The 13,028-nt window shown below is 59.6% G+C and carries 12 protein-coding genes, 1 tRNA gene and 1 pseudogene; 6 read left to right on the plus strand and 8 right to left on the minus strand.

Annotated features, from left to right (window positions below; all coding sequences use genetic code 11):
* Positions 1-174: 174 nt before the first annotated feature.
* On the minus strand, positions 175-528 hold the full coding sequence (locus AC1D35_RS32360) for a hypothetical protein (RefSeq protein WP_113309340.1): 354 nt from the start codon (positions 526-528) through the stop codon (positions 175-177).
* 61 nt (positions 529-589) lie between these two features.
* The gene (locus tag AC1D35_RS32365) at positions 590-832 is read right to left on the minus strand and encodes a DUF6894 family protein (protein ID WP_113295422.1); all 243 of its coding nucleotides are present in this window, start codon (positions 830-832) and stop codon (positions 590-592) included.
* Positions 833-1,066: 234 nt separating this feature from the next.
* Here AC1D35_RS32365 and AC1D35_RS32370 point away from each other — a divergent pair, with 234 nt between their 5' ends.
* Entirely contained in the window at positions 1,067-2,638 is a 1,572-nt protein-coding gene (locus AC1D35_RS32370) for a putative bifunctional diguanylate cyclase/phosphodiesterase (RefSeq protein WP_477941931.1), read from the plus strand.
* A gap of 93 nt (positions 2,639-2,731) precedes the next feature.
* Here the strand turns inward: AC1D35_RS32370 and AC1D35_RS32375 are convergent, their stop codons facing one another.
* Positions 2,732-4,327 carry an inorganic phosphate transporter gene (locus AC1D35_RS32375; RefSeq protein WP_113295420.1) on the minus strand — a complete coding sequence of 532 codons (1,596 nt, stop codon included), beginning with the start codon at positions 4,325-4,327 and terminating at the stop codon, positions 2,732-2,734.
* A 207-nt stretch (positions 4,328-4,534) separates the two neighbouring features.
* Here AC1D35_RS32375 and AC1D35_RS32380 point away from each other — a divergent pair, with 207 nt between their 5' ends.
* Both AC1D35_RS32380 and AC1D35_RS32385 read left to right on the plus strand, forming a co-directional pair.
* Positions 4,535-5,713: an acetate/propionate family kinase gene (locus AC1D35_RS32380; protein ID WP_113309333.1), complete on the plus strand. Its 1,179-nt coding sequence runs from the start codon at positions 4,535-4,537 to the stop codon at positions 5,711-5,713.
* A 69-nt stretch (positions 5,714-5,782) separates the two neighbouring features.
* Positions 5,783-8,170: a phosphoketolase family protein gene (locus AC1D35_RS32385; protein ID WP_113309329.1), complete on the plus strand. Its 2,388-nt coding sequence runs from the start codon at positions 5,783-5,785 to the stop codon at positions 8,168-8,170.
* Between the two features lie 76 nt (positions 8,171-8,246).
* Here AC1D35_RS32385 and AC1D35_RS32390 read toward each other — a convergent pair whose 3' ends face one another.
* Positions 8,247-8,642: a hypothetical protein gene (locus AC1D35_RS32390; protein WP_477832595.1), complete on the minus strand. Its 396-nt coding sequence runs from the start codon at positions 8,640-8,642 to the stop codon at positions 8,247-8,249.
* A gap of 158 nt (positions 8,643-8,800) precedes the next feature.
* Here AC1D35_RS32390 and AC1D35_RS32395 point away from each other — a divergent pair, with 158 nt between their 5' ends.
* Both AC1D35_RS32395 and AC1D35_RS32400 read left to right on the plus strand, forming a co-directional pair.
* Complete coding sequence (locus tag AC1D35_RS32395) at positions 8,801-9,703, plus strand: LysR family transcriptional regulator (protein ID WP_113309327.1); 903 nt, start codon at positions 8,801-8,803, stop codon at positions 9,701-9,703.
* A gap of 202 nt (positions 9,704-9,905) precedes the next feature.
* Positions 9,906-10,094: a hypothetical protein gene (locus AC1D35_RS32400; RefSeq protein WP_162747018.1), complete on the plus strand. Its 189-nt coding sequence runs from the start codon at positions 9,906-9,908 to the stop codon at positions 10,092-10,094.
* Positions 10,095-10,098: 4 nt separating this feature from the next.
* Here AC1D35_RS32400 and AC1D35_RS32405 read toward each other — a convergent pair whose 3' ends face one another.
* From AC1D35_RS32405 to mnmA, 4 genes are all read right to left on the minus strand, one after another.
* Positions 10,099-10,536, minus strand: coding sequence for a universal stress protein (locus tag AC1D35_RS32405; protein ID WP_113295415.1), 438 nt, complete (start codon positions 10,534-10,536; stop codon positions 10,099-10,101).
* A gap of 106 nt (positions 10,537-10,642) precedes the next feature.
* Positions 10,643-10,900 (minus strand): hypothetical protein, encoded by a 258-nt coding sequence (locus AC1D35_RS32410; RefSeq protein ID WP_113295414.1) that lies wholly within the window; start codon positions 10,898-10,900, stop codon positions 10,643-10,645.
* Between the two features lie 87 nt (positions 10,901-10,987).
* Positions 10,988-11,064: transfer RNA gene (locus AC1D35_RS32415), tRNA-Met, on the minus strand.
* Between the two features lie 130 nt (positions 11,065-11,194).
* The gene (mnmA, locus tag AC1D35_RS32420) at positions 11,195-12,394 is read right to left on the minus strand and encodes a tRNA 2-thiouridine(34) synthase MnmA (RefSeq protein WP_113309324.1); all 1,200 of its coding nucleotides are present in this window, start codon (positions 12,392-12,394) and stop codon (positions 11,195-11,197) included.
* Between the two features lie 266 nt (positions 12,395-12,660).
* Between mnmA and AC1D35_RS32425 the strand changes: the two are divergent.
* A pseudogene (locus AC1D35_RS32425) lies at positions 12,661-13,028 on the plus strand (EamA/RhaT family transporter); the annotation flags it as partial.

Below are 13,028 nucleotides of genomic sequence, written 5' to 3' on the forward strand. Positions count from 1 at the left end.
GGATCAGCACGCCGAGCGCCAGCATGATCAGMGCGGAACGCACGAAGGAAGCATTTGAGGAGGGCATGAAAAACGATCTCTGAACAGCGGTTAAAGCACCAGTGACGGAAAAACGCCCTGCGATCAAGCCRATGATCGCAGGGCGCTTTCAGGCATAGCGGCCGTGAAAGGGGATCAGTGTTTGCGGCCCTTTGGTATTGCGGTGTTGGTAATCGAGACCGGATCGCTGGCGGGGAAAGTGCCTTCCAGTCCCTCGTCCAGTTGTTCTTCCATCGCCTCCTCGTCACCTCGCGAACGAGCATTCCGCAACCCCGTTGGTTGCTCGTTATCATCCTCGCGGATTGGCGCCGTGGCGAAGCGGCTCATCACTTCCCTCGCCTTTTCCACCGCGTTCAGCCGGTTCAATTGCTGACCGCGATCGTTCTTGATCTGCACGGAGACGACTTCGCCACCGTCGCCCACAAACTCGACCGTAAAACCGCCTTTAGCGCCATAGGCGGGAATGACCTGGGTGCCGACAAGTTGCATGAGATTGTCCTCTCTCGTGAATGGTCTCGGAAAACGGCTTGAGCGCAGCATTGGTTCCGATTTAGGACGGCCGGATGTAATCTACTTTCAGCTCCAGCCGCAGCCGCACGATCGGAGAGCGGTCCCCGTTCTGCACTTCTATGCCCAGCGATCCGCCCGGCTGTTGCGGCAAACCGTCGAGCGCCATTTCGGCCAGTACATGCTTTGCCTCTTCCACGGCGGCGAAAAGGTCGGGAAATTCGAACGGCAGATCGCCCGGAGCCGTGCCGTCATTGTCTATGGTCTTGAAATAGAAGAGAGACATCTGCCCTGCACCCGTTGCGAAAGCATAAAGCGGAAAGCGGCCAAAGGTTTCAAATCGCCGGTAAAATTCGGCGCTCCGTACGCTATGAAAATGCTGCGCAGCACGAAAGGGGTAGGCGTAGCGATGAAAGTGCTAACGAATGCGTGGCATTGTCTCCAACAATTCGCCTTCAGGTTTCAATAAACATTTCAGACTTTCATGATATTTCCGCCCCGGGTGGAGATGGAGAAGCTGATGCCGGAATTCTTCAGAAGCAGGGCGGGAAGGCAATGTCTGACGATCATGGCGCTCGGTGCAGCGCTCTGGATTTCAGGCGCCCTGCTGGATGTCGATAGCTGGCTCGTTTCCTTCATGAGCAACTTCGAGAATTACGGCGCCGATAAATTCGTGCTGGCCCTCGGCATCGCCGGCGCGATGAGTTTCATCTATTCCGTGTTACGCATTGCCGACCTTCGTAAAGAGATGCAGCTTCGCGACGCCGCCCAGGCGCGCGCCGACTGGACCGCCACCCACGATCATCTGACCAAGCTTCCGAATCGCTACGCTTTCGAACGCAAAATCCTGCCCAAGCCCGCCGATAAGGAAGGCAATATTCCCGAAGAGGTCAGGAGCAACGTCACGATCTTCTCCGTCGATCTCGACGGCTTCAAGAAAGTCAACGACCTCGTTGGCCACAAGGGCGGCGACGTTCTGCTGGTGGAAGTGGCCAAGCGCATCTGCGCGCTGGGCAATGCCGATTGCGTCTACCGTTTCGGCGGAGATGAATTCATCATCATCGCCCTCGGTATGACCGCGGCGCGGGAGGAATGGTTTGCCAAGGTGCTCATCCAGGCGGTCACGCGCCCCATACTGATCGACGGCTTTGCCGTCGAGGTCGGCGCAAGCGTGGGTTACGACCGCTGGAGCGAAGGCGCCGAGCCGTTGGAGGATGCCGCTCACCGCGCCGACCTTGCCATGTACGAGGCGAAATCGCGCGGTCCCAATCATAAACTGACCTTCGAACCGTCGATGCAGAACAAGGTAACAGAGCGCGCATCACTGGAGACCAAGCTGCGCGGCGCCATTCAGAAGAAGGCGATCAAAACCTATTACCAGCCGCTGATTGATCTCAGAAGCGGCAGGCTCTGCGGCTTCGAGGCGCTTGCTCGCTGGACCGACGACGACGGCACGAACATCCCTCCCCCGGTTTTCATCAGCATTGCCGAAGAAACCGGCATGATCACCGAACTGTTCGAAAATCTGCTCACCCAGGCATGTTACGATGCGCTGGCCTGGCCGGATCATGTCAGGCTTTCCTTCAACGTGTCGCCGGTGCAGATGGAAGACAGGCTGCTTGCTTCCCGCATCCTTAAAGTGCTGACCGCAAGCCGTCTGCCGGCAAAGCGGCTGGAAGTGGAAATCACCGAAAACGCGCTGATCCAGGACCCGGCGATCGCCGCCCATATTCTCGATGAGTTGCATGAGGCCGGCATACAGATTGCACTCGATGATTTCGGCACGGGCTATTCGAGCCTCGCTCAGCTCGCCCGCTACCGTTTCGACAAGATCAAGATCGACAAGAGTTTCATCGCCACCTGCCGGGAGGACGAGAAGCAGGAAAAAATCGTCCGCGCCATGCTCGCTCTCGGCAGAAGCCTCAATATCAAGACGACGGCAGAAGGCGTCGAGGAGCACKCCCAGCTGGCCTATCTGCTGCAGCTCGGCTGCGACATCGGCCAAGGCTATCTCTTCGGCAAGGCGATGCCCGCCGCAGAGGCTGACATCTTCGTCGAAAGTCAAAATGCCAATCTGGCCTCCACGGCCTGAATAGAGCAATTCCAACCGGCTTGCGTCCGGAATTGCGTGAAACAAAGAGGTAGAGCATTCCCGTGTTTCGAAGAAAAACGGAAATGCTTTAAACTAGAAGACTTGCCGCAGGATCACGAACAGCAGGAAGGCGATCGCGATCGAGGCCGGCAGCGTCAGCACCCAGGCCATGAGCATGTTGCGCACGGTGGACCATTGCAGGCCCGATCCGTTCGCAGCCATCGTGCCTGCCACACCGGATGACAGCACATGCGTGGTCGAAACCGGCAGGCCGAGATGGTCTGCCGAGGCGATCGTCACCATGGCGACGACTTCCGCGGCAGCGCCCTGGCCGTAGGTCAGGTGCGTCTTGCCGATCTTCTCACCGACGGTCACGACGATGCGCTTCCAGCCAACCATGGTGCCGAGGCCGAGCGCCAGTGCGACGGCGACCTTCACCCACAACGGAATGAACTTCGTGGCGTTGTCCACCGCCGCATGATAGCCGGTGACGGCCTTGAGATCGCTGGCATCCATCGGCAGCAGCTTCTGCTTGTCGATGAGCTTGAGGGCCTCGCCGATCAGGTAGATATCGTTGCGGACGTTACTGACAAGATTGGTCGGAACGGCCTCCAGCGTCGGAAAAGCCGCAACTTCAGTGCTCGTCTGGTGAATATACTGCTGCAACGCCGGCGTGGTCGCATCCGTCCAGACCTTGTTCTTGACGGCATTGCTGACTTCCGCCTTGTAGTCGCTGACGGTGATACCCGGCTTCACATATTTGCCGAGCGCGGTTTCCACCTGTGCCGAAGCCGACTTGTAGGCTTCGAGGTAATTGACATCAGGTGTGCGGTTCAGCGCGAAGGCGGTCGGCACCAGACCGATCAGGATCAGCATGATGAGACCCATGCCCTTCTGGCCGTCGTTCGAACCGTGGGCGAAGCTGACGCCCGTGCAGGTGAAGATCAGGATGGCGCGGATCCACAACGGCGGCGGCTGATTTCCCTTCGGCTCCTGATAGAGCTCGGGTTTGCGCACCAGGAACTTCATAACGATGAGCAGAATGGCGGAAAGGCCGAAACCGATGATTGGCGAGATCAAGAGCGACAGGCCAATGTTGGTTGCCTGCGACCAGTCCACGCCGCTGGTGGCTGAACCTGCTGGCGCCAGGAACTGGTTGGCGAGGCCGACACCGATGATCGAGCCGACCAGCGTATGCGAGCTCGATGACGGCAGACCGAGATACCAGGTACCAAGGTTCCAGACGATCGCTGCGATCAATAGAGCGAAGACCATGGCGAGGCCCGAGCCGGAGCCGACCTGCAGGATGAGCTCGACCGGCAACAAGGCCAGGATGCCGAAGGCGACGGCACCCGTCGACGTCAAGACGCCGAGAAAATTGAAGAAGCCTGACCAGATGACGGCAAATTCCGCCGGCATGGAGCGCGTATAGATAACGGTCGCCACGGCATTGGCCGTATCATGGAAACCGTTGACGAACTCGAAGCCAAGCGCGATCAGCAGTGCAAGGCCGAGAAGCAGCCAGGGAACGGCAACTGCGGCAGTCAGATCACGGGCGAGGGCATAGCCGACATATCCAAGACCGCAGACCACAACGAGCCCGAACACCGGCAGGAACCATTTGCCGGCGGAGTTCGAATGATGCAGCGGATGGGAAGCGTCGCTATGGCTGGGGGCAATGTCGGCCATGGCATAGTTCCTTGTTCCATTTGCAAATTGCCGTTTGTTAATAAATCCCTAGCGTGAAGCTCTCATGACGCGGCCATTCGCGCGCCATCCCGGAACCGGGACCGAAATCAGCRACCAAAAATTGYCTGCCGGGATTCAAGAGACTTCCCACCGGGCACGATGACGCTAAGTTCGTCATCGTCACGCTGCCAGGGAGCATCAAGTAAAATGCCGTCGACCGACCTTCTCCTGACCTTCAATGCCGGCTCGTCGACGGTAAAGATCGGAATCTTCGCAATCGAGGATGCAAAGGTGCGCCGCATCGGCAAGGGCGTGATCGACTTCCGCGCCGAACCGCTCGCCTTCAAACTGACGGAAGGTCCGCAAACGTTCGATACGCCGCTGAAGGCCGGGCTTACCGACGATCTGCACGCGGTCATCGACGAAACGTTCAAACTTCTCTCGGAGCACTTCGATATCGAGACCGTCCGCGCTGCCGGCCACCGCGTCGTCCATGGAGGCGACCGTTTTACCGCGGCAACTACGCTCGATGATGTCGCAATCGCGGCGATCGACGCGCTCACGCCGCTCGCACCCCTTCATCAGCCGCAGGCGCTTCGATTCATCCGTGCCCTGAAACACCTGAAGCCACAGCTTGCCCAGACCGCTTCCTTCGATACCGCCTTTCACGCCACACAGGCCGATCTCGTCCGCCGCTTCGCCATCCCCCGCGCACTTCATGACGAGGGCATCAAGCGCTACGGCTTTCATGGCCTTTCCTACAAATTCATCGCCGGCGAGGTGAACCGCAGGCTGTCGAATAAAGCGAAAATCGTCGCCGCCCATCTCGGTAGCGGCGCAAGCCTCTGCGCTCTGGAAAACGGCATCAGTCGCGATTGCAGCATGGGCTTTTCCACGCTTGACGGCATTCCCATGGCAACAAGGCCAGGCTGGCTCGATCCCGGCGTGATCCTGCATCTGCTGCAGCAAAAGAAGCAGTCCGCCGATCAGGTGGAAGATCTACTCTACCATCGCTCCGGCCTGCTTGGCGTCTCCGGCATCAATGCCGATACCCGCGATCTTCTTGAGGATAGCCGCGCAGAAGCCCAAGAGGCGCTCGACCTCTTTACACTGCGCATTGCTGGCGAGATCGGCCGGATGTCGGTGACGCTCGGCGGGCTCGACGCCGTCGTCTTCACCGCCGGCATCGGCGAGCACCAGCCGCAGATTCGCTCGGCAGTCATTCAGCGCCTGGGCTGGCTCGGCCTTGCCGTTGAGGAAAAAACAAATGCTGCCAACGGCTTCACGATCACGACACCTTCAAGCCGCATAACGGCGCATGTCATTGCCACGGACGAGGAACAGATCATCGCGCAGGAGACGCTCACCATTCTTCGCTCGGGCTGATCCAGATCAAATGCATGCCGGCGCCATCAGCTAGAATTGACGTTGAACAAGTTTAAACGGGAGAAATCCATGGAAAAGCATGTCTCGACTCCAGCAGTTCTTTCCGACGCGGAACTCGCGCTCATCGACCGTTATTGGCGGGCAACCAATTATCTCTCGGTCGGACAGATCTATCTCCTGTCCAATCCCCTCCTGCGCCAGCCGTTGAAACCCGAACATATCAAGCCTCGCCTGCTCGGCCATTGGGGCACGACACCCGGCCTCAACTTCATCTATGCGCATCTGAACCGCATCATTCGCGCCCGCGATCTCGACATCATCTATATGTGCGGTCCCGGCCACGGCGGACCGGGCATGGTCGCCAATACCTACCTGGAAGGCATCTACAGCGAGATCTATCCCGACATCGCCGAGACCGAGGACGGCATGCGCAAGCTCTTCCGCCAGTTCTCCTTCCCCGGCGGCATCCCGAGCCATGCAGCACCGGAAACCCCCGGCTCCATCCACGAAGGCGGTGAACTCGGCTATGCGCTCGTCCATGCCTATGGCGCAGCGTTCGACAATCCTGATCTGATCGTTGCCTGTGTGATAGGCGACGGCGAAGCCGAAACCGGTCCGTTGGCTGCGAGCTGGCATTCCAACAAGTTCCTGAACCCCGCCCGCGACGGCGCCGTGCTGCCGATCCTGCATCTCAACGGCTACAAGATTGCCAATCCAACCATTCTCGGCCGGACGAGCGACGAAGATCTGACGCATTTGTTCGAAGGCTATGGTTATGAGCCCTTCTTCGTTGAAGGCCACGAGCCGGCAAAGATGCATCAGCAGATGGCGGCCGCCTTCGACAAGATCTTTGACCGCATTCGGGCAATACAGAAGGAGGCACGCGACGGCACGGCGCCGCAGGCCTGCCCGCGCTGGCCGATGATCGTGCTGCGCAGCCCCAAGGGCTGGACTGGCCCGAAGGAAGTGGACGGCAAGAAGGTCGAAGGTTTCTGGCGCGCCCATCAGGTGCCGGTTTCCAATTGCCGGGAGAACGACGGACACCGGAAAATCCTCGAAGACTGGATGCGCGGTTACGATCCCGAAGACCTTTTCGATGCCTCGGGCACGCTGAAGCCGGAACTACAGGCGCTGGCCCCCTCAGGCAAACGCCGTATGGGTGCCAATCCGCACGCCAATGGCGGTCTGCTGCGCAAGGAGCTGATCGCGCCCGATATCCGCACCTATGAGGTAAAGGTAGAAAAACGGGGGGCGGAGATGGTGCAATCCACCGAAATCCTCGGCCATTACCTGCGCGACACGATGAAGCTCAACGAAGCCAACGCGAACTTTCGTATTTTCGGCCCCGACGAGACGGAATCGAACCGTCTCGGCAGCGTCTTTGAAATTACCGATCGCGTCTGGATGGAGAAGATCGAACCCTACGATGTAGGCCTCGCCAGCGACGGCCGCGTCATGGAAGTACTGAGCGAACATCTTTGCCAGGGATGGTTGGAAGGCTACCTGCTGACCGGCCGACACGGCCTGTTTTCATGCTACGAGGCCTTCATTCACATCATCGATTCCATGTTCAACCAGCATGCCAAGTGGCTGAAGGTCACCCGCGAACTGGAGTGGCGGAAGCCGATATCGTCCCTGAACTATCTCCTGACCTCGCATGTCTGGCGCCAGGACCACAATGGCTTCTCGCATCAGGACCCCGGTTTCGTCGATCTCGTCGCCAACAAGAAGGCGGATATCGTCCGCATCTACCTGCCGCCGGATGCCAATACCCTGCTCTGGGTCGGCGATCATTGCCTGAAGACCTACGACCGCATCAACGTCATCGTCGCCGGCAAACAGCCGGAGCCGCAATGGCTGACGATGGACGAGGCGGTGAAACATTGCGAGACCGGGATCGGCATCTGGAACTGGGCAAGCCATGAGGACGATACGGTCGCTCCCGATATCGTCATGGCCTGCGCCGGCGACGTGCCGACCATGGAAACGCTCGCCGCCGTCGACCTGCTGCATCGGCATATTCCGGAGCTGAAGATCCGCACCGTCAACGTGGTCGATCTGCTTGCCCTGCAATCGCAGGATCAGCACCCGCATGGCCTGACGGACGAGGCCTTCGACGCGATCTTCACCCCGGACAGGCCAGTCATCTTCGCCTATCACGGCTATCCCTACCTCATCCACCGGCTGACCTATAAGCGCACCAACCACCGCAACATCCATGTGCGCGGCTTCATCGAAGAGGGCACGACCACCACGCCCTTCGACATGACGGTGCTCAACGAACTCGACCGCTTCCACCTCGCCATCGAGGCGATCGAGCGCGTTCCGGGCCTGAAGGAGAAAGTACCTGAAGTGCTGGAGAGCCTGACGGCAAAGCTGGTCGAGCATCACGCCTATGTCCGAGAATATGGCGAGGACATGCCAGATGTGCGCAACTGGAAATGGCCAGCAGGCTGAACGGTGTTCGCATCGTATGAAAAGGGCCGCGCGGTCACGCGCGGCCCTTCCCCAGCCGTGATGCTAGATTACACCCTCACTGTCCGTTCTGCGTCCCGCTTGGCGTAGTCACGCCTGTTGGGCCGCCGCCGCTGCCGTCGGGTGTCGGATCTCGGTCGGTTGCTTCCGGCGGTTTGATGGAGCCGGTTGCCGGATTATTGTCGAATGTGCCCTGACCGGAAGGCTGGACATTGATCGCGTCAGGCTTTGTGGATGCAGTCGAAGCCGGATCTGTCGTCGTGCTCGGCCAGATGGCAAAGCTCGCCGCGGCGATCAGGATGACCAGGATACCGGCTGCAAGTACACCCCAGAGCGAGACGCTGCGCCGCTCATCGGCCAGCACCTTCTCGTCTTCATAGGATGCCTGCCCGAGCGGCATACCGGTGTTCTCATCCACGATCGGGGTCTTCTTGTCGTCACCATATTGGGTCATCGCATGATCCTCCAATCTGTGCGGGAGAAACTAAATCGGCGGGAAGATGTTCCATCGAACCGCTTTTCTGGATCCACGCGGGCAGCGACCAGAGCCTGCGTAGTTGACTAGGCCGCACTTCCCAACGATTATCCATGACACCAAATCAGGAGTGATCCATGGCATTCGACGGCCGCCTGCTTTCCGGTGTCAGCACGCTTGCCGCGGTCATCGAAAGCGGCAGCTTCGTCAAAGCCGCCGATGCGCTCGGCCTTTCAGCCTCCGGCGTCAGCCGCGCCATATCGAGGCTGGAAGCGCGTGTCGGCGTGCGCCTGCTCGACCGCACCACTCGCTCACTGCGGCTGACGGATGAGGGAGCCCGCTTCTATGCGCAGGTCGCTCCGCATCTGGATGGCATCGAGGAAGCCGCCACGCTTGCGTCAGGCGCGTCACTAACCGTGCGCGGCCGCCTGCGCGTCGATGTCGACCCGATTTTTTCCCGCATGGTGCTGGCACCGCATCTCAAACAGTTCATGACCCGCTATCCGGCGCTTGAGCTCGAATTGATAACCCGCGACCTGATGAGTGATCTCGTCGCCGACGGCATCGATATCGCCATCCGCTTCGGCCACCAGCCGAGTTCCTCGCGCATCGCCCGCAAGCTGATGGAGACCCGCGTTCTCACGGTCGCAACCCCAGCCTATCTCGCAGAGCATGGCACACCGAAGACACCTGCCGACATCGCCAGCCACTCCTGCATCCAGTTCCGTGATCCGCTGACAGGCCAGACTTTCGAATGGGAACTGCATAGAGGCAAGAAGATCGTGCCGCTCGACGCCCGTGGACCGCTGCTGATGAGCGACCCCGGCACCATGCTCGATGCCTGCCTTGCCGGCGCCGGCATCGCCCAGGTACTTGCCCTCAGCGTCAAGGACCTGCTTGCCGAGGGACGCCTTGTCGAACTCTATTCGGACTGGCCGGGCGAGACTTTCCCGCTCTATGCCATCCACCCCTCCCGGCATCACGTACCGGCCAAGGTCAACGCCTTTATCCAATTCTGCATCGAACTTGTCAGCGACTGAAGCACGCCGCCCAAAAGTGCGCAGCGGTTTTGCGATTACGAGATGCGGAAACAAGGATTTAAAGCGTGAGAAGCGAATCTGAAGTGAGACGCTTTCGATACCGATCTTCGAAAGTTGGTGACAACCTTCCGGAACATGTTCCGGACCTGCCGGAACATGGGTTATGAAATTCCGCAACTGGAAAACACCGCCGAGGAAAACCATGAAGGGTTTCGCCGCCAGCCTCACTTCCTCGCGCCTGGAGGAAATGCTCGCCTTCTACATGACGCCGGAGGCAGGCAGCCGTGACGAGGCCGACGACAGCCGCGAAGAAAGCGGAGCGGTGTCCATCAAGACGGCAGATCACGCCGGCGAGCGCACGGCATCCCTCGCCGCACTGAGCGAAAGCTAAGCTGTTACTTTACCACCAGGACCGGAATACCGGCCTCGGAAAGTACCTCGGACGTCTGGCTGCCAAGCATCAGTCGCGAGATCCCACGGCGGCCATGCGAAGAAATCACGATCAGGCCGCAACCTTGCTCTGCCGCCGTTTCCAGAATGGCCGCGGCCGGCGAGAGATGCACCTTGCTGACGAAGTCGGCAACGACACCGGCGCGCTTCGCCTTTTCCGCGATGATCTGCTCCAGATCCTCGATCTCCTTCCGCCGGCCTTCGTTATAACTGTCCATCGCTTCCGCCTGCACGATCCCCTGAAGCGCAAAACCGGTCAGCGGCACGATGACGCTCACGACTGTCACGGGAAGTTTGAGCGCCTTGGCAAGCGCCAGACCATGGTCGACGCCCCGAGCGGCAAGTTCCGAACCGTCGGTGGGCAGCAATATGCGATTGTACATGGGAGATCCGTTCTGCTGGCGAAATTAAAATGAGGAAGGAATTCACCAGCAATCGTAATCCCGCGCCTTGACGCAGGTCAATCTCAGGTGAAGTCGACGCCACTCTTCAGTTCCAGAGGAAATCTTCGCTTTCAATGCGGGAGGCAAGCTTGAGCGTCCCGTCAGGCTGAACAACATACCGTTCGAACTGCCGATAGCCGAATTCGCCAAGGAACGTGTGCTTTATCACAGTGCCGGGCCTATAGGGCGAATGGATAACCTTGCCGCCATAAGTCAGGCTACCCGGTATGGGCTGGTCTTCTGTCGCTGTCGTGCTGCAGCCGGCTGCCAGGAGGAGAAGTATTGCGACAACAGCATATTTCATCGTGAATCCCCGGTGACGATGCGTCCAGTCAAAATTATACCGACTACGCAACTGATGCGCATCGACTGTTTTGCTTTTAGGGAAAAATGGTAGCGGGGGGCGGAATTGAACCGCCGACCTCAGGGTTATGAATCCTGCGCTCTCACCAACTGAGCTACCCAGCCACTGTTCAAACGAGCCTTTCGCGAAGCGCTCAGCCCGTCGGATGAGCGGCTTATTAAGAGCGTAGCGGCTTTGTGTCAAGCATATGATGGAGAAAAAGGCCGTGCCGCCGCATAGCCTTTCCCGGGAATTTTACACGGCCACCGGCTGGCTCAAAAGCGCCTTCAGGGAGACTTCGGCTGCGGGCTCGCGCTCGGAGCGCTCGATGAAACCGCCGCCATAAACACGGGCGTCGTCGCCCGGCGCCGAGTAGAGCGCGCAGGCCTGTCCGGGCGCAATACCGGCTTCGCCGACCGTCAGGTCGACATAGACACCGCTCGCATCGATGTGCAGCACAGCAGGCGCCGGTGCGCGGGTGGAGCGCACCTTGGCATAACAGGCAAAACCCTCGCCTGATGCTGCGACCTGAAGCGTCTCGTCGCCCAGCCAGTTGACGTCGCGCAGATAGACGCGATGCGTCTCCAGCGCTTCCTTGGGGCCGACGATGACGCGGCGCGAGCGGGCGTCGAGAAAGACGACATAGAGCGGCTCACCGGTGGCGATGCCGATGCCGCGGCGCTGACCGATCGTATAGTGCAAGATGCCCTCGTGCTGACCAAGGAGGCGGCCGTCGAGATGCACGATGTCACCAGCCAGGGCAGAATTCGGCTTCAGCTTGGTGATGATGTCGGAATATTTGCCCTGCGGCACAAAACAGATGTCCTGGCTGTCAGCCTTCTTGGCAACGACGAGGCCCATCTCTTCGGCCAGCCGGCGGGTCTCCGCCTTCGGCAGGCCGCCGAGCGGGAAGCGCAGATAGTCGATCTGCTCCTGGGTCGTGGCGAAGAGGAAATAGCTCTGGTCGCGATCGGCGTCGGCCGGGCGATAGAGCGCGCGACGGCCGGGATTGCAGGAAGACGGGTTCTGGCGCGAGCGGATATAGTGGCCGGTCGCCAGCGCATCGGCGCCGAGTTCCCTGGCGGTTGCCAGAAGATCGGCAAACTTGACCGTCTGGTTGCAGGCGACGCAGGGGATCGGCGTCTCACCGGCAACATAGCTTTCCATAAAGGGATTGATGACCGTTTCGCGGAAACGCTTCTCGTAATCGAGGACGTAATGCGGAATGCCGAGCGTCTCGCAGACGCGGCGCGCATCGTCGATATCCTGACCCGCGCAGCAGGAGCCGGCGCGATGCACGGCGGCACCGTGGTCGTAGAGCTGCAGCGTAATGCCGAGCACATCATAGCCCTGGCGTTTGAGAAGCCCGGCCACGACGGAGCTGTCAACGCCGCCCGACATGGCGACGACGACACGGGTGTCTTCCGGCTTCTTGTCAAAATCCAGTGTGTTCACGGGTGCTGCCAAATTTCTGTGCTGTTTCGATCCGCCTTCCTGCCTTCGGAATATGGCGGATTTCCTGCATGTCCGGCGGGATCGGCCGCCGGTTTCATGGGCGACGGATATAGAAACTATTGCGCCCCTGCGCAAGGGCCGGGTTTTGGGGCCTTCTCGGCGGCGTCATGCGCGGGTCATGCATTGCAGCTATTCGCAATCGACCTTTGATAGGCCGCATTTCATCACGTAGATGAAATGACCCACCTTTTACAAGATTCGGATAAATGACAGCCGCTTCCACCACGCTTCGTGGCGTCCTTGTCGCATTTGCGGCCTATGCCGTCTTTGCCTTCAGCGATGCATCCATCAAGGCCCTGCACGGCACGGTTCCTTCCTTCCAGGTCGCCTTCACGGGTGCTATCCTCAGCCTTGCCGCCCTCCCCTTCATCAAGGGACCGCGCGATTCATGGCTCGACATTTTCAGGACCACGAACCGGCCGCTGTGGCTGGTGCGCTTTGCGGCCGGCGCAACCGGCGCAATCGCCTCCATCATCACTTTCACCAAGCTTCCGATGGCGGAGGCCTTCTGCCTGCTCTTCCTGCTGCCCTCCTTCGTTACCATCCTCTCGGTCATCTTCTTGAAGGAAGATGT

The sequence above is a fragment of the Rhizobium sp. P1_E6 genome (assembly GCF_056405875.1).